General features: G+C 60.4%; 10 protein-coding genes. 4 read left to right on the top strand and 6 right to left on the bottom strand.

Going from position 1 to position 18,052, the window contains the following annotated elements; translation table 11 throughout:
- Positions 1–287 precede the first annotated feature (287 nt).
- Both ABVS15_RS00225 and ABVS15_RS00230 read right to left on the bottom strand, forming a co-directional pair.
- On the bottom strand, positions 288–2,009 hold the full coding sequence (locus tag ABVS15_RS00225; protein WP_369281796.1) for a hypothetical protein: 1,722 nt from the start codon (positions 2,007–2,009) through the stop codon (positions 288–290).
- Positions 2,009–2,935, bottom strand: coding sequence for an AAA family ATPase (locus ABVS15_RS00230; protein ID WP_369281797.1), 927 nt, complete (start codon positions 2,933–2,935; stop codon positions 2,009–2,011). Before ABVS15_RS00230 ends, ABVS15_RS00225 begins: the two co-directional genes overlap by 1 nt.
- Positions 2,936–3,410: 475 nt before the next feature.
- Here ABVS15_RS00230 and ABVS15_RS00235 point away from each other — a divergent pair, with 475 nt between their 5' ends.
- The 4 genes from ABVS15_RS00235 to ABVS15_RS00250 all read left to right on the top strand — a co-directional run bounded on the left by ABVS15_RS00235 (position 3,411) and on the right by ABVS15_RS00250 (position 7,883).
- A complete protein-coding gene (locus tag ABVS15_RS00235; protein ID WP_369281798.1) occupies positions 3,411–5,249 on the top strand; it encodes an NAD(P)-binding protein in 1,839 nt (612 codons plus the stop codon).
- Positions 5,243–6,988 carry a [FeFe] hydrogenase, group A gene (locus ABVS15_RS00240; protein WP_369281799.1) on the top strand — a complete coding sequence of 582 codons (1,746 nt, stop codon included), beginning with the start codon at positions 5,243–5,245 and terminating at the stop codon, positions 6,986–6,988. Before ABVS15_RS00235 ends, ABVS15_RS00240 begins: the two co-directional genes overlap by 7 nt.
- Positions 6,989–7,053: 65 nt before the next feature.
- The gene (locus tag ABVS15_RS00245; RefSeq protein ID WP_369281800.1) at positions 7,054–7,425 is read left to right on the top strand and encodes a RidA family protein; all 372 of its coding nucleotides are present in this window, start codon (positions 7,054–7,056) and stop codon (positions 7,423–7,425) included.
- A 116-nt stretch (positions 7,426–7,541) separates the two neighbouring features.
- On the top strand, positions 7,542–7,883 hold the full coding sequence (locus tag ABVS15_RS00250; RefSeq protein ID WP_369281801.1) for a phenylpyruvate tautomerase MIF-related protein: 342 nt from the start codon (positions 7,542–7,544) through the stop codon (positions 7,881–7,883).
- Between the two features lie 255 nt (positions 7,884–8,138).
- Here ABVS15_RS00250 and rpoC read toward each other — a convergent pair whose 3' ends face one another.
- The 4 genes from rpoC to ABVS15_RS00270 all read right to left on the bottom strand — a co-directional run bounded on the left by rpoC (position 8,139) and on the right by ABVS15_RS00270 (position 17,837).
- Positions 8,139–11,927, bottom strand: a complete 3,789-nt coding sequence (rpoC, locus tag ABVS15_RS00255) for a DNA-directed RNA polymerase subunit beta' (protein ID WP_369281802.1) — start codon at positions 11,925–11,927, stop codon at positions 8,139–8,141.
- 67 nt (positions 11,928–11,994) lie between these two features.
- Positions 11,995–15,714, bottom strand: coding sequence for a DNA-directed RNA polymerase subunit beta (gene rpoB / locus ABVS15_RS00260; RefSeq protein WP_369281803.1), 3,720 nt, complete (start codon positions 15,712–15,714; stop codon positions 11,995–11,997).
- Between the two features lie 350 nt (positions 15,715–16,064).
- Positions 16,065–16,250, bottom strand: a complete 186-nt coding sequence (locus ABVS15_RS00265; RefSeq protein WP_294855775.1) for a hypothetical protein — start codon at positions 16,248–16,250, stop codon at positions 16,065–16,067.
- A gap of 276 nt (positions 16,251–16,526) precedes the next feature.
- Complete coding sequence (locus ABVS15_RS00270; protein ID WP_369281804.1) at positions 16,527–17,837, bottom strand: D-serine ammonia-lyase; 1,311 nt, start codon at positions 17,835–17,837, stop codon at positions 16,527–16,529.
- Between the last annotated feature and the right edge of the window lie 215 nt (positions 17,838–18,052).

Below are 18,052 nucleotides of genomic sequence, written 5' to 3' on the forward strand. Positions count from 1 at the left end.
ATCCTAACCCGTCTGGGCGGGTCAAGTAAAAGTCTTGTCCAGACCGCCCTCCCCAAAAGGGGCCACTGGCACCCGTTGTCCGCTCTTTCATATGCCCGATATTAAGGTCGCAGCACCGCCGCGGGGCATCGCTTCTCCGTCTTCCACATCGGCTCCTCGGTTGGTCTTACCATTCCCCATCAATCAGGAACTGTTCCCCTCATTCATATAAAAAACGTAGGAGCCCCGCCTTTTGGCGGGCCCCTACGTTTTTTAAGCTCCGGCCTCCGCCGGACCTTTTGGCACCTTCACAGGTTGCAAATCTGATTCTGGAGGAGCGTTCCCACTGTGTCGGCAAACTGGTCCAACCGCCGAATGCGGGTAAAGTTCCGCCCATAAATGGTCCGGGCGGCGGGTAAATCCTCGTCCTCCCCTGTAAAAACACACACCACCGCCGCGCCGGTGCGGGAAAGGCTGCGGACCTCCTGCGCCGTATCCACCACGCCCATGCGGTCCGCATAATCCCGGAAGCCGCCGCTTCTGGCAATTTTAATCACATCATTGGGCTTTGCGTCGGACAGAAGAATCACCAGCCGGTGCTCACAGGGCGCATCCTCCAAATCCCGGCCCAGGGCGCGGACGGCCAGTCCGTCCCGGTTACAGCCGGTGGTGAAATAGTGGAAAATCATTTTGTTTCGGTCCGTCTCCCCATAATCCCGAAAGCGGGTCAACACCGTGTAGCCGCTGAGTGAGCAAAACGCCGTCACCCGCACGGGAATGCCGCAGCGGGTCAGGCTCTCCGCAATCATAAACCCTTGCGCGGAAACGGTTTCCTGCCGTGAAATCTGGGAGGTGGAGGCGTCCAGAAGCAGGTCCACGCACAGCGCGCCCGGGTCCCCCCGCAGGATGCGGGTGAACACCTTGTCGTCCCCCAGACACTCCGCCCGCCAGACCCGGGCCGCGTCCAGCAGTCCTGCAGAGGTCCGCACGGTTTCGGGCTGCAAGTGGGTCTGCATGGCGTTTCGGATGCGGGCGGTCAGCCGGGCCACGGTCATTCGGTTGGCGGTGAAATTTGCCTCATAGGCCGCTTTATTCTTCTCCATCTGCCGCAGCGCCGCCCTGCGCTGCTCTGCCGCGAAGCCCCGGGCGTGCTTGTCAAGCTCCGCCCCGCCCCGGGCGTAATAAAGGTTGCAGCCCTTGTGATCCCCGACGCACAGTTCCCGTTCCAATTGCTGCACCTTGTCCGCCGGGTACAGCGACGTGCCGAAATAGCTGGAAATATAGGCCCGGAGGGCCTCTTCGCTCTGGGCCAGGGTCATTTCCCCCAGCCGGCGCTGGGGCGCGGGGCCGCCGCCCCCCTCCACTGCCTGAGTGTGCTCTCCAAAGCCAAAGCCAAATTCCCGGAGACTGGGCTGGGGAGCCTTGTTCTTCTGCCTCCTGCCAAACAGGCGCAGCCGTCTCACAGCCCGCAGCTCCTCCGGGTCCTCGGCGTCGGCGGGGCCCGCGGGTGCATAGCCGAACCAGACCGCAAGGGTCTGCTCCAGACGCCGGGCAAGCGCCGCCCCGTCCAGCTCTCCCGGCAGGTCCAGCGCGGCAAGAAGCGCCCGGTCACGGTCCTTCAACCCACAGTCCTGTCCCAAAATCTCCCGGCAGCGTCCGGCGGAAAGGACGTGGACAAGCCGGTCCGTGGGCGTGCGTTCAAAGGCCTCCAGCGTTTTGCGGGCATAGCGCTGCCGCAGAGCCGCCATGGCGGGGCGGTTGTCCCGCTCCCGCGCAAACGCCGCGCTCTCCAGCCCCAGCCACGCGAGCTGCTCATAAATCCGTCGATCTGGCAAGCCCTCGAAGGAGGCAAACATGCCCTCCAACGAGTGGCCCCAGTCCCGGCGGACGCAGCCCGCCACCGTATTCCAGTATAAATCCGCGCGGCCTTCGGCATCATAGGTTTTCAGCTCCGGCTCAAACTCGTATTCCTCCGCCGCCGTCCAAACCTGATTTTTCGCCCGGCGCTGCTCGTGTTCCTGAATCTCCATCAGAGCGCAAAGGCTTCCCGGCCCGAAAGGTCCTCCGGCACCCGGCTTTTCACCACGTCCTCCACCAGCTGGCGCTCAAACTCGTCAAAGCACTTGTTCACAATGCCAAGCTCCAGCGCCCGGGCGGCGGGCAGTCCCTGCCGCATCAGGCGGACGGCGGCAAGCAGGCCCCGCAGGTCCAGCGCCTTGGTGGAAATCTCCGCACTGTCGCACTTTCTGCGGATGTCGGTAAACAAACTCGTCATCTGGTCGGCATATGTGGGCTTCAGCTCTGGAAACTCCCGGCCCAGCAGCTTTAGAAGATTTTCCTCGGTGATGGACGGCATGTTGATGACAAGGAATCGGGAAGCCAGCGCTTCATTCAAATCCCGTGTCCCGGCGTAGCCATAGTTCATGGTGGCGATAAAGCGGGCGGCATCCGACAAGGGGATACGGTCATAGCCCGGCACGTCGATGCAGCGGCGAAAGTCCAGCGCGGCGTGGAGCACCGCCAGAGATTCGTTTTTCGCCATATTGATCTCGTCCAGCACGCCGAACCCCCCCTCCAGCGCACAGCGGGCAATGGGTCCGTGGCGCAGGGAAACCTCCCCTCCGCATAGGGTATCTGTTCCAATCAGAGAGGCTGCGTCGGTGTTGATGTAAAACGACACGTCCCACTGGGGCCGCCCGAACAGGGCGGAGAGATTCTCTGCCAAATCGTTTTTTCCCGTGGCTTTGGGACCTGCCAGCAGCAGGTGCTCTCCGCTCAAAAGCGCGGAGATGGCCTCCTCCCAGACCTCCTTGCCGTAATAGGGATAGCGGGGCTTTGGAATGCGGTGAGCCGCTGCCTCCCGCACCGGGGTCTGGTGAGCCCTCCAGTCCTCCGTTGCCTGCAAAAGAGCCTCACTCACGCCCTCGGCCCGTAAAAACTCCATCAGCTCGCTCATATCGTCCTCCGTTCCGAAGGCGGCTGTGCGCCGCCTCCTCGTATTTTTCCTTCTTTTGTTATACGCGGGTTTTTTTGTCTTGTCAAACTTACGGCATTTCCACAAAAAACTGCAAAAAGTTCAGCGTGTAAAATGGCGGTCTGCCGCGTTGTCGTCATTGACGGGCGTCAGCCCGTCGGCATCCTCCGCCTTCCAGCCCACCATTTTACGCTGCTTCCTTTTTTCGCATTCCTCTGTGGAATTGCTGTACCCCCGCTATTTCGACAGCATTTCAAGAAAAACCAGCAAAAGACGGTTGTATCTTACCGCCGGAGGTAGTAAACTGACAAAAATGCTTTCTCGCGGGTGCGGGTCTGCACCGGGCAGCTATATGGCAGCTCTCCGGAACACGCAGATCCCGAAGCCACGTCCGCAGGCGGCTATTTTCATGAGCTTTGCGAAGCGAACAGGAATATGGAAAAGGAGTGAGAAGCCTATGAGCAGACTTGACATCAATACGCCCAGTCAGGCCCAATCCGTGGTGGATCAGCTATACCGCGGCATGGAGCGCCGCATCGCCGCCAGCCCTCCGGGCCTGTGCCCCATCGACATGGCGCTGAATTTCCTGAATCTCTGCCATGCCCAGACCTGCGGTAAGTGCGCCCCGTGCCGCATCGGACTGGGACAGCTTTCCAACATGCTGCGAGGGGTTCTGGACGGGGAGGCGGATGTCCGAGCCATTCACCGCATCGAGGTGACGGCGCAGGCCATCGTGGACACTGCCGACTGCGCCATCGGCATCAACGCCGCCCAACTGGTTCTCATGGGTCTTTTGGGCTTCCGGGACGATTATGAGGAGCACATTCTCCGCCACCGATGCCTGGGGAGCCTGAAAAACCCGGTGCCCTGCGTGGCTCTTTGTCCCGCCGGGGTGGACATTCCCGGCTACATTGCCCTGATCAACGCCGGGCGGTATGGCGACGCGGTGAAGCTCATCCGCAAGGATAACCCCTTCCCCACCGCCTGCGCCTACATCTGCGAGCATCCCTGCGAGGCCCGCTGCCGCCGGAACATGGTGGACGACCCCCTGAACATCCGGGGACTGAAGCGGTATGCCGTGGACCAGGCGGGAGAGGTGCCCCAGCCTGCCTGTGCTCCCTCCACGGGAAAGACCGTGGCCGTGGTGGGCGGCGGCCCCGGCGGACTGTCCGCCGCTTATTATCTCACATTGATGGGCCATCGCGTCACCGTGTTTGAAAAGCAGAAGCACCTTGGCGGCATGCTGCGCTACGGTATCCCCAGCTATCGCTTCCCCCGGGAGAAGCTGGACGAGGAGATCGCCTCCATTTTGTCCCTCGGCGTGGAAATCCACACCGAGGTGGACGTGGGCACCAGCCCCTCGCTGGACGAGCTGCGCCGGAAGTATGACTGCCTGTACCTCTCCGTGGGCGCCCACACCGACAAGAAAACCGGTATTCCCGGCGAGGACAGTGTGGGCGTGGTTTCCGCGGTGGAGCTGCTGCGCCGCATCGGCGACGGGGAACTGCCGGACTTCACCGGGATGAACGTGGTGGTCATCGGCGGCGGAAACGTGGCCATGGACGTGACCCGCTCCGCCCTGCGTCTTGGAGCGACAAAGGTCTCCTGCGTATACCGCCGCCGTCAGGCGGATATGACCGCCCAACAGGAGGAAATAGAGGGCGCCATTGCTGAGGGCGCGGAGGTTTTGACGCTGGAGGCCCCTCTTCGGATTGAAGCCGACGAGACGGGCCGTGCGGTGGCCCTGTGGGTCAGGCCCCAGATCATCGGCGAGATGGACAGTTTGGGCCGTCCCCGGCCCAACGACGCGGACGTGGAAATCCGGCGCATCCCCGCCGACGTGGTGATCGTAGCCATCGGGCAGGGCATTGAAACCCACGGCTTTGAGCAAAGCGGCGTGAAAATTCAGCGGGGCGGTACGGTGCTGGCGGCTTCCAGCACCCAGCTTCCGGACGTGGAGGGCGTGTTTGCCGGGGGTGACTGCGTCACCGGCCCCGCCACCGTCATCCGCGCCATCGCGGCGGGAAAGGTCGCCGCCGCCAATATCGACGAATACTTAGGCTTTAACCACGAGATTGTCACCGACGTGCAGATTCCCACCCCGGACCTCTCCGACCTGCGGCCCCGGGGCCGCATCAACACCGGAGAGCGGGATGCGGGAGAGCGCGTGCACGATTTCCAGTGCATTGAGTGCGGCTTTACCGATCAGGAGGCTCGGGAGGAATCCTCCCGCTGCCTGCGCTGCGACCATTTTGGCTACGGAATTTTCAAGGGAGGACGTGTGGAAAAATGGTAAATATCGAAATCAACGGACGCTTCCTTTCCGTCCCCGAGGGGTCCACCATTTTAAATGCGGCCCAGGAGGCGGGCATTCCCATCCCCCACCTGTGCTATCTGAAGGAAATCAACGAAATTGCCGCCTGCCGCATCTGCGTGGTGGAGCTGGAGGGAACCCAGCGGCTCATTCCCGCCTGCAACACGCAGGTGGAGGAGGGCATGGTCATCCGCACCAACAGCCCCCGGGTCCGCTCCGCCCGGAGAACCAATCTGCGCCTGATTCTCTCGGAGCACAATTCCACCTGCACCACCTGCATCCGCAGCGGAAACTGCGCCCTGCAAACCCTGTCCCACGATTTGAATATCCATTACCAGCCCTACCGGCTCCAGCCGGAAAAATCCCGCGTGGATTTGGACGCCCCGGTGGTACGGGAGGCCAGCAAGTGCATCAAGTGCATGCGCTGCGTGCAGGTGTGCGACAAGGTGCAGGGAATGCACATCTGGGACGTGGCGGGCACCGGCTCCCGCACCACGGTGGACGTGAGCTTTAACCGGCTTCTGAAAAACACGGACTGCACCTTCTGCGGCCAGTGCGTCACCCACTGCCCCACCGCAGCCCTCACCGTCCGGGACGACAGCAACAAGGTCCTGCGGGCTTTGGCGGACCCGGAAATCACCACGGTGATTCAGGTGGCCCCCGCCGTGCGGGTGGCATGGGCAGAGGCGTTTAACCTCTCCCCCAAGTTTGCCACCGCCGGGCGGATGGTAGCGGCGCTGCGCCGGATGGGCTTTGATTACATCTTCGACACCAATTTTGCCGCCGACCTCACCATTATGGAAGAGGGCAGCGAGTTTTTGGAGCGGTTTACCCACCGGGGGAAGTACCGCTGGCCCATGTTCACCTCCTGCTGCCCCGGCTGGGTGCGGTTTGTCAAGTCCCAGTACCCGGCGTATACGGAGTGCCTGTCCACCGCAAAGTCTCCTCAGCAGATGTTCGGCTCCATTGCCAAGAGCTACTTTGCGGAAAAGAAAAGCATCGACCCTCACAAGCTGTTTGTGGTGTCCATCATGCCCTGCTCCGCCAAAAAAGCGGAGTGCGAGCTTCCCAACATGAACGATGCCTGCGGCGATCCCGATGTGGACGCGGTACTCACTACCCGTGAGATGGTCCGCCTGCTGCGCAGCGACTGCATTGTCCCCACGGATCTTCCGGAGGAGCCTTTTGACAGTCCCCTTGGCTCCGGTACCGGCGCGGCGGTGATTTTCGGGGCCTCCGGCGGCGTGATGGACGCGGCGCTTCGCTCCGCCTATTACCTTGCCACCAGCAAAAACCCCAAGCCCGACGCATTCTCCAACCTCCGCAGCGGCACCCCCTGGCGAGAGGCCAACTTTGCCATTCCCGGCGCGGGAACCGTGCGTGTGGCAGTGGTCAGCAGCCTTTCCGGCGCCCGGGAGCTAATGGAAGCGGTGGAAAGCGGGTCATCGGAATATGACTTCGTGGAGGTGATGGCCTGCCCCGGCGGCTGTGCAGGCGGCGGCGGACAGCCCATTCACGAGGGTACGGAAATGGCTACCTCCCGGGGCGACCTGCTCTGGGAGCTGGACGCGGTAAGCAAGCTCCGCTTTTCCCACGAAAATCCCGACGTAAAAAGCCTGTACAGCGAATATCTCCGGGAGCCGCTGGGAAAGCGGTCCCACCATCTGCTCCACACGGACCACTCCGTCCATGCGGTCCCTGCGGGGAAAGATTCCCGGTAAAGACTTGAAATTCCACCACGCATGAAGTACCATAAAAGAAACCGGAATATGGAAGGAGCCTTATTATGAAACTGATTCACACCGAATTTGCCCCCGCCGCCATCGGCCCCTATTCTCAGGGCTATGTGGTAAACGGCCTGCTGTTTACCTCGGGCCAACTGGGGCTGGACCCCGCCACCGGCGCGATGGCGGGAGAGGACATTGTCTCCCAGTCCGAGCAGGTGATGAAAAACCTGTGCGCTCTGCTGGCTGCTGCGGGCAGCGACCCCTCCCGCGTAGTGAAGGCCACCTGCTTTCTCTCCGACATGGGAAACTTCGCTGCCTTCAACGAGGTATACGGTAAATACTTTACCGGAAAGCCCGCCCGCTCCTGCGTGGCGGTGAAAACCCTGCCCAAGGATGGACTGGTGGAAGTGGAGATCATCGCGGAGGCCTGACGGTCATATTTCGCGTGGTGAATTTCCGAAGACGATCTTCTCCGCTCACGGGGAGACAGCATTCGGAAAGGAGCGTACAGCAATTCAACCAATCCTGTCAAAACGGAGGGCAGCTTATGCCTTATATAGGGATCAACACCTCGAAATCTCTGTCCGACACCCAGAAGGACGCGCTCAGGACTGCGCTGGGCGAAAAAATCACGCTCATCCCCGGGAAGACAGAAAGCAAGCTGATGGTGGACATTTCCGACGGACGCACCATGTATCTGGCCGGTGAAAAGCGGGAGCTTGCCTATGTGGACGTGAAATGCTTCGGCTCATTCGAGTTTGCACACAAAAAGACGTTTACCGAGGCGGCGTTTGAAATCGTGCAGCAGGCCACCGGCCTGCCTCAGGACGGAATTTATCTCACGTACAGCGAGTTTGAAAACTGGGGCACGCAGGGCACAATGAAATAACAGGCATCTGGTGCGGTGCGGATTTTCCAGAAAAAGTTCGTCCGAGTCTGTTCTTCTCTAAAGGTTCGTACTTTACCAAATAATTGACCGCTGCTGTTTTCCTGCTTACCTGAAAATTTTCTGAGGGACTTGGCGTTTCCCGCGTTCTCCAGCATTTTTTCTTGGCTGCTTATTTCTATAGTTTTGCATTCCCGATATAAAAAACCGCCCGGACGCAATTGCGTCCGGGCGGTTTTTGTAAGCTCAATGCGAAATTCAGTCCTCGTATGCGGGGAGTTCGTCTCCCGCTCCGACCATGGCCGGAGTAGGCACCAGTTCCTCCGCAAATTCCTTGTAGGCCGCAAGTCCGGTACCGGCGGGAATCAGCTTGCCGATAATCACGTTCTCCTTCAGGCCCTGCAAATGGTCCACCTTGCCCTTGATGGCGGCCTCGGTCAAAACCTTGGTCGTCTCCTGGAAGGAAGCAGCGGACAGGAAGGATTCCGTGGCCAGAGATGCCTTGGTAATACCCATCAGAAGCTGGGTCCCCTCTGCGTGACGCAGAAGCTCTCCATCTTCCCGGCGCTCGCCCACCGCGTTGCGGCGGTCAACCTCCGTGTTGGCGTCCTCCAAATCCAGAAGGTCCACCATAGAGCCATCCAGCAGCTTGGTGTCGCCAGCGTCCTCCAAACGGACCTTGCGCATCATCTGGCGGACAATCACTTCGATATGCTTATCGTTGATGTCCACGCCCTGCTGGCGGTAAACCCGCAGGACTTCCTGAATGAGATAGTTATACACCGCATCGCTGCCCCGCAGGCGCAAAACCTCGTGGGGATTCAGTGCGCCGTAGGTCAAGGCAACGCCCTGGGCCACACGATCCCCGTCCTTCACCAGAAGGCCGGTGTGGGGCACAGAATAGATACGGGAATCGCCGTCATCGGCGGTAATAATAATGTTCAAAAGGCTTCCCTTGGTGGCCTCTTCAAACTTGACTACGCCGGAAATTTCCGCCAGCTGGGCCATCCGCTTGGGCTTGCGGGCCTCGAACAGTTCCTCCACTCGGGGAAGACCCTGCGTGATATCGCCGCCTGCCAGACCGCCGGTGTGGAAGGTTCGCATGGTCAGCTGGGTGCCGGGTTCGCCGATGGACTGGGCGGCGATGATACCAACCGCCTCGCCGGGGCCCACAGGCTGGGAGGTGGCAAGGTTCATGCCGTAGCACCGGGCGCACACGCCGCTGTGAGCGCCGCAGGTAAGCACCGTGCGAATCATCACAGTGGGCTTTCCGCCCTTTTCCGGGTCAAAGGAGCACATGTCTCCCTCCCGGTTGTTTTTCTGAATCCAGCGGCGGCCTTCCAGTATCTTCGCGTCGTTTTCGTCCATCATCCGCTCACTGGAGATCAGTTCCTCACCGGTGTCTGCATCCATAACGCTGCTCACCAGGAACCGGCCCCGCAGACGGTCGGAGAATTTCTCGATAACCTGCCCGTTTTCGCTGATTTCGGAAACGCGAATGCCGTGGATAGAGCCGCAGTCCTGCTGGCGAATAATCACGTCCTGAGACACGTCCACCATTCGGCGGGTCAGATAGCCGGAGTCCGCCGTACGAAGGGCGGTATCGGCAAGGCCCTTTCGTGCGCCTCTGGAGGAAATGAAATACTCCAGCGCGGTCAGGCCCTCGCGGTAGTTTGCCTTGATGGGGATTTCGATGGTGCGGCCCGCCGTGTTGGCGATCAGGCCGCGCATACCCGCCAGCTGACGAATCTGCTTCATGGAACCACGGGCGCCGGAGTCCGCCATCATGAAGATGGGGTTGTAGCGGTCCAGATTCTTTTGCAGCGCATCGGAAACCTCGTTGGTGGTCTTCTCCCACTCGGCAACCACCTGCTTATAGCGCTCCTGATTGGTCATGAAGCCCATTTTATACTGGCTCTCAATGTCCAGAACACGCTTTTCCGTCTGGGCCACCAACTCGTATTTCTTGGGAGGCACAGCCATGTCCGCAATGGACACGGTGATGGCGGCGCGGGTGGAGTATTGATAGCCGGTGGCCTTCACCGCATCCAGCACCTCGGCGGCGATGGTGAAGCCGTGCTTGTTGATGGTACGGTCCACGATGCGGCTCAGCTCTTTCTTGCCGCACTGGAAGGCAACCTCGTAATCCAGCGCCTTTTCGGGGTCGCTGCGGTCCACAAAGCCCAGATCCTGAGGAATGTTGCGGTTGAAAATAATGCGGCCCGCGGTGGCCCGGATGATTCCGGTGCGCTCCACGCCGTCCACCGTCCGGGTGACCCGCACCAGAATGGGGCAGTGGGGGCCGATGACATGGCTGTTGTAAGCCATCAGCGCCTCGTCCTCGCCCGCATAGACATGGACGGGCCGGAAAGTGGCTTCCTTCTTGCCTTCGTTTTTCGCGGCCTTATTGACGGCCAGGAACTCGTCGGCATCCACCTCCGCGTCGGGGGTGAGGCCGGTTTCGCCCGCGTCGTCCACATACACCGTCTCCGCGCCCATCTCGGCCTTGCCGATACGCTCGTAGGTCAGGTAGTACGCACCCAGCACCATGTCCTGCGTGGGCACGGTGACGGGGCCGCCGTCCTGCGGACGCAGGAGGTTGTTGGCGGAAAGCATCAGAATCCGGGCCTCTGCCTGTGCCTCGGCGGACAGGGGCACGTGAATGGCCATCTGGTCGCCGTCAAAGTCGGCGTTGAACGCCGTGCAGTTCAGGGGATGGAGCTTTAATGCGCGGCCGTCCACCAGCACCGGCTCGAAGGCCTGAATGCCCAGACGGTGCAGCGTAGGCGCGCGGTTGAGCATGACGGGATGATCCTTGATAATCACGTCCAGCGCGTCCCACACGTCGGCGGTACCCTTATCCACCATCTTCTTGGCGGACTTGATGTTGTTGGCGGTGCCGTCCTCCACAAGCTTCTTCATGATGAAGGGACGGAACAGCTCCACAGCCATTTCCTTGGGCACGCCGCACTGGTAAATCTTCATCTCAGGACCGACGACGATAACGCTTCGGCCGGAGTAGTCCACACGCTTGCCCAGCAGGTTCTGACGGAACCGGCCCTGCTTGCCCTTGAGCAGATCGCTCAGGGATTTCAGCGCCCGGTTGTTGGCGCCGGTGACGGCGCGGCCACGGCGGCCGTTGTCGATCAGGGCGTCCACGGCCTCCTGCAGCATCCGCTTCTCGTTGCGGACAATGATGTCCGGCGCATTGAGCTGGATCAGCCGCTTAAGGCGGTTGTTCCGGTTGATGACCCGGCGGTAAAGGTCGTTGAGGTCGGACGTTGCAAACCGTCCGCCGTCCAGCTGCACCATGGGGCGCAGCTCCGGCGGAATCACCGGCAGCACGTCAATCACCATCCACTCGGGTTTGTTCTGAGAGATGCGGAATGCGTCCACCACTTCCAGCCGCTTGACGATCCGGGCCTTTTTCTGGCCGGAAGCGTCCTTCAGCTCGGTGTGGAGCTGCTGGGAAAGCTGATCCAGATTCACGTCCTGAAGAAGCTTTTTCACGGCTTCCGCGCCCATTCCGGCGTGGAAATCGTCCTCATACTTCTCCCGATAGTCCCGATACTCCTTCTCGGAGAGAATCTGGTTGCGCATCAGGGGTGTTTCGCCGGGGTCGGTGACGATATAGTTGGCGAAATACAGGACCTTCTCCAGAATCCGGGGGCTGATGTCCAGCAGCAGGCCCATCCGGGAGGGAATGCCCTTGAAATACCAGATGTGGGAGACGGGGGTAGCCAGCTCAATGTGGCCCATGCGCTCCCGGCGCACCTTGGCCCGGGTGACTTCCACGCCGCAGCGGTCGCAGACCTTTCCCTTGTAGCGGATTTTCTTATACTTGCCGCAGTGGCATTCCCAGTCCTTGGTAGGCCCGAAAATCTTTTCGCAGAACAATCCGTCCCGCTCGGGCTTTAAGGTGCGGTAGTTAATCGTCTCCGGCTTTTTCACTTCGCCGTAGGACCACTCCATAATCTGTTCGGGAGAGGCCATGCCGATTTTAATCGCGTCAAAAGCAACATTGTTGCCGGTAGCAGTGTCAATCATTTGGTTTCCTCCTATCATGATTCAGAAATGTTGAGTTCTTCCGTGTGGGTATCGCTCAAGCTCTGAATCACTCGTCGTCAAACCCGGTATCCTCTTCCGCGTCCAGTCCGGCTTCCGCGCCGGCATCTTCGGGAGCGTCCTCAATGTCAAATCCGGACTCCTGGAACTCCGTCTCCTCCACCACGGCGTGGTGGCGGTCGTCCTCGGCGTCCATGCGGGCCAGGTTAAAGGTGTCCATGGCGTCCTCGTCTTCTTTCAGCTCGATCTGGTTGCCGTTCTCATCCAGCACCCGGATATCCAGGCACAGGGACTGCAGCTCCTTCACCAGCACCTTGAAGGCCTCCGGCACGCCGGGCTCGGGCACGTTGTGGCCCTTGACAATCGCCTCGTAGGTCTTCACACGGCCTGTCACGTCGTCGGACTTGACGGTGAGCATTTCACGCAGAGTATATGCCGCGCCATAGGCCTCCAGCGCCCACATTTCCATTTCGCCGAAGCGCTGGCCGCCAAACTGGGCCTTGCCGCCCAAAGGCTGCTGGGTCACCAGAGAGTACGGGCCGGTGGACCGGGCGTGAATCTTGTCGTCCACCAGATGGTGGAGCTTGAGGAAGTACACATAGCCCACGGTGACCTTATTGTCAAAGGGCTCTCCGGTCCGTCCGTCAATCAGTACGCTCTTGCCCTCGGGGTCCAGCCCCGCCTGCTGGAGCATGTCGGTGATGTCGGCTTCGTCGGCTCCGTCGAAAATGGGGGTGGCCACCTTGCAGCCAAGGGCATGGGCGGCATAGCCCAAATGGACCTCCAGCACCTGCCCGATGTTCATACGGGAGGGCACGCCCAGAGGATTCAGCACGATGTCCAGCGGCGTACCGTCGGGCATGAAGGGCATATCCTCCTGGGGCAGGACGCGGGAAACCACGCCCTTGTTGCCGTGGCGGCCGGCCATCTTATCGCCGACCTGAATCTTGCGGCGCTGGGCCACGTACACGCGAACCACCTGATTCACGCCCGGCCCCAGTTCGTCGCCCGCCTCGCGGGTGAACACCTTTGCATCCACCACGATGCCGGTTTCTCCGTGGGGCACCTTCAAAGAGGTATCCCGGACCTCACGGGCCTTTTCACCGAAAATGGCCCGCAGGAGCCGCTCCTCGGCGGTGAGGTCCGTCTCGCCCTTGGGCGTGACCTTACCCACCAGAATATCGCCGGCGTGGACCTCCGCGCCGATGCGGATGATGCCGGTTTCGTCCAGATCCTTCAGCGCGTCCTCGCCCACGTTGGGAATGTCGCGGGTAATCTCCTCGGGGCCAAGCTTGGTATCCCGGGAGTCGAGCTCAAATTCCTCGATGTGGATGGAGGTATACAAATCCTCCCGGACCAGCCGCTCGTTGAGCAGCACAGCATCCTCATAGTTGTAGCCTTCCCAGGTCATGAAGCCAACCAGAATGTTCTGGCCCAGAGCGATTTCACCCTGCTCGGTGGCGGGGCCGTCCGCCAGAACGCTGGGCGTAATCTCCCTGCCGTCGGCGTCGAAGCCGGGGCCGTGGACCCGCTCGCCCACCTCCACGATGGGGCGCTGGTTGATGCAGGTGGTGTGGTTAGAGCGGAGGAACTTCACCAGCTTATAGTCCTTTGTCTCGCCGGAGTCGTATTTCACGGCAACGTGCCGCGCGTCCATGGACGCGACCACGCCGTCGCCCTCCGCCAGCACCGCCACCTCGGAGTCGATGCAGATTTTGTGCTCCATGCCGGTGCCGACAATGGGGGCGTGGGGCTTGAGCAGAGGCACGGCCTGCCGCTGCATGTTCGCGCCCATCAGGGCGCGGTTTGCGTCATCGTTGGGCAGGAAGGGAATCATGGCCGTTGCGATGGAAACCATCATTCGAGGGGACACGTCGATATAGTCCACCCGGTCCCGGTCCACTTCCACGATTTCGTCCCGGTGCCGTGCAGTGATACGGGTATTGATGAGGCAGCCGTCCTCGTCCAGAGGCTCGGCAGCCTGACCGACGATGTAGTTGTCTTCCTCGTCGGCGGTCATATAGGTGATATCCCTCGCCACGTGGAAGCTCTCCTTGTCCACCGCGCGGTAGGGGGCCTCGATAAAGCCATATTCATTGATGCGGGCATACGTGGAGAGATAGGAGATCAGGCCGATGTTGGGACCTTCCGGCGTCTCAATGGGGCACATACGGCCATAGTGGCTGTAATGCACGTCTCGGACCTCCATGTTGGCGCGCTCGCGGCTCAGACCGCCGGGGCCCAGGGCGGAAAGACGGCGCTTGTGGGTCAGCTCCGCCAGCGGGTTCGTCTGGTCCATGAACTGGCTGAGGGGGCTGGAACCAAAGAACTCTTTGATAGCGGCGGTGACGGGCCGGATGTTGATGAGGCTCTGGGGCGTGACGATGTCCATGTCCTGAATGGTCATGCGCTCCCGGATCACCCGCTCCATCCGGCTGAAGCCGATGCGGAACTGGTTTTGCAGCAGCTCGCCCACGCACCGCAGACGACGATTGCCCAGATGGTCAATGTCGTCCCGGTTGGACACGTTCCGGGCAAGGCAGTTCATATAGTTAATGGAGGTGAGGATATCGTCGATGTTGATGTGCTTGGGCACCAGCGCGTCCCGATGGAGACGCAGCTGCTCCTTCAGCTCCTCGCCGGAATACTGGCCCAGCAGCTCCTGAAGCACGCTGTACCGCACCCGCTCCTTGATTTTGCATTCGGCCAGAGGGTCAAAGTCCACAAAGTGCTTTAGGTCGCACATGCCGTTTCCGATGACCTTCATAGGCTCGCCGTCGGCGATGATGCTGACCTCGCTGACGCCGCAGGCGTCCAGCCGCTTGGCCTCCTCCACGGTGAGCAGGTGGCCGTCCTCAAAGAGGATTTCTCCGGTAGAGGGGTCCGCCACAGGCAGGGCCAGCTTGTATCCGGACACTCTGGGCCACAGGCACAGCTTTTTATTGAACTTATACCGGCCCACGATGGACAGATCGTAGCGCCGGGGATCAAAGAACAGATTGTTCATCAGCGTCACGCAGGCCTCCACCGTGGGGGGCTCACCGGGACGAAGCTTGCGGTAAATCTCCAGCATGGCCTCTTCATAGGTCTTGCAGGGGTCCTTTTCAAGGGTCGCTAAAATACGGGGATCGTCCCCGAACCGGGCGAGGATCTCCGCATCAGTCTTCATTCCAAGTGCACGCAGCAGGCAGGTGACGGGCAGCTTCCGGTTTTTGTCAATCCGGACCCAGAAGCACTCGTTTGCATCCGTCTCATACTCCAGCCACGCACCACGATAGGGAATCACAGTGGCACTGAGGATGGGAAGGTCGGTTTTCAGGTCGATCTCCTTGCCATAGTACACGCCGGGGGAGCGGACAATCTGAGAAACCACAACCCGCTCTGCGCCGTTGATGACGAAGGTGCCGCCGTGGGTCATCAGGGGGAAATCTCCCATGAAGATCTCCTGCTCCTTAATCTCCTCCGTCTCCTTGTTGCGCAGGCGGACCGTCACCTTCAGGGGCGCGGCGTACGTGGCGTCACGCGCCTTGCACTCCTCCACGTTGTACTTGGGGGCCTCGTCCATTTTATAGTCGATGAAGGTCAGCTCCAGGTTCCCCTGATAGTCGGCAATGGAACCCACGTCGGCGAAGACCTCACGCAGGCCCTCCTCCCAGAACCACTGGTATGACTTCTTCTGAATCTCCAGCAGGTTGGGCACGGGCATGACTTCCTCGTACCGGGCAAAGTTCTTACGAAGGGTCTTTCCGTAATACTTGTCTTTGGACATCTCTGATTCACGCAGCCTTTCTGTCCGCTCCTCCGGCCCTGTCCGGCCGGGAAAGGGGACTTTAAGTTGTGAGCGGGCAACCAAATTGACACACCCGGATGGGTTGTTAAAACTTCATTGCTCGCTCTTGCTTTTTTATAGGAACTATGCTATCTTAATAACAGCAAATAAGAATGGGGTGGTATCTGTGCTGTCTATAAAGCACCTCATCATATCATTTTTGCAACCGCCTGTCAAGGCGGTTTTTCTATTTTAAGGGTGTTTCTGCGGCATTTTCCCCCAATACAGCTGGAAAATTTTTCAAAATAGCAAAAACAGGCCGCCCCTTTATCTGGGGCGGCCCGTTTTCTTCATGAATAGAGCTGCTCGTCGTTGTAATCGTCGTATTCGCTGCCAAAGCGTTGATCCATCCGCTTTTTCAGGCCGCTGTATCCCACGCTGAGATCGTGCCAGCCGCCGATCAGCAGGCAGACGAACGCCGCCAGAGCCAGACTTGCTCCCACAATTTTCATCACCATGCGTGCGGTTTTACTCATATCGTGTCCTCCTTTTACGGGTGCTTTTCACTGCTTCATCAATCGATCCTGAACTGCCTTAATTATGATACACCAGCGGGGAAAATATTACAAGTGCGGCGTCCCACAATTCTTTTTCGCAAGAAAGTTTTTCGGAATTTTTGGTCAGATTTCACAGAAGCGACCCGGCAGGCGCCAGTTCCGCCCAACGCTTTCTGTGCAGGACGACATGGCGCGCGGCACGAATCAGCCCCAAAAAGCAGCGCAACAGCGCTCAGGAGCGGGCCTTCCGCTGCCTTACAGCCGCTTTGCAAGATACTCCTTTCGCATAAGCGGAGGGACCAACCGCCCTCCCGTGGCCCAAAGAATATGGGACGCGTTCTCCATCTTCCCGGCAAGGCCGCGGGCCTTCAGATAGCTCTGCGCCGCCGGGAACTGGGCAAGGCCCCGATATCCCGCAAAGGCCGCGCAGGCAGACGGCTCGATAAAAAGCTTCTCCGCTGCGTTGAGCGCCCGTAGATCGTCGTACAACTGTCCGTCCGCCACGGTGAACTCTCCTGAGAGAGTGTGCTCCATCACGTCGCACACCAGCTTCGACGGGCGGGCCACCGCCAGTCCGTCCGCCTCCGTCACGCCGGTAAGACCCGCGTCCTGCACGCACACGCCGTCCTTTTCCCCGGTTGCAAGCCCCAGCAGCATGCAGGGGCACTGAACCGGCTCCGCGAAAAACACATGGACGTTGTCTCCGTACAGCAGCTTCAACCCATAGGCCACGCCCCCCGGCGCGCCGCCCACGCCGCAGGGAACAGTGACAAACAGTGGATGCCCGTCGTCCACCGTCACATTCTGGGCCGCAAGCTGCTCCGCCAGCCTCCGGGCGGCCACGGCATAGCCGAGAAACAGGTTTTTTGAGTGCTCATCATCCACAAAATAGCTCATCGGGTCCGCGTCGGACAGGGCCCGCCCCTGCTCCACAGCCTTGCCGTAGTCCCCGTCATACTCCCGCACATCCACGCCCTTTTGCCGCAGCAAGTCCTTTTTCCACTGCCGCGCATCGGCGGACATATGCACCACCACCCGATAGCCCAGCGCAGCGGCCATAATGCCGATGGAAAGGCCCAGATTTCCCGTGGAGCCCACCTGTACCGTGTATTTCGCAAAAAAATCCCGCTGTCCGGCAAGGTCTGCGTACTCCCCGTCCGGACGAAGCAGTCCCGCCTCCAACGCCAGCTCCTCCGTGTGCTTAAGGACCTCGTAAATCCCGCCCCGCGCCTTGACAGAGCCGGCCACCGCCAGCTCACTGTCCAGCTTCAAAAACAGCCGCCCGGCCGGGACCCGCTCCCGCCAGCTCAGCTTCTCCCTTAGGACAGGCAGCTCCCGCAGGGGCGATTCAATCCGTCCGCAATCCCCCTCCGTTTCCGGAAACAGGCGGCGCAGCAGCGGCGCAAAGCGGTCCAGCCTGTCCGCCGCGTCGTCCACCTCCTCCGGTTTCACCGGAAGACCGTCCGCCACAGCGGCAAAGGACTTCATTTGGGGGTTGATCCAACAGGTTTCCGCCGCCGCCAGCACGTCCCGCAGCGCCGGGTCCTCTCTCCACGTGGCGTTCATACGGCTCCCTCCCCGCGCAGACAGCGTCGCGCCCGCTTAACCAGCTTGTTCATCCGTCGCCCTCCTGTATGAAATTTGTTGGTTCCTTCCGTCCCGCGCAGCCCCTAAATATTTATCAGGTGGCGCATGGATCCTCCGAAAGTTCCTTAATTGTCAGTATAGCATACCCCGTTTTCCAAGGGAAGCGGGGAGAGATTGATTTTTGAAAAACGGCC

The sequence above is a fragment of the Oscillibacter sp. GMB15532 genome (assembly GCF_041020825.1).
Lineage (GTDB): Bacteria > Bacillota > Clostridia > Oscillospirales > Oscillospiraceae > Oscillibacter.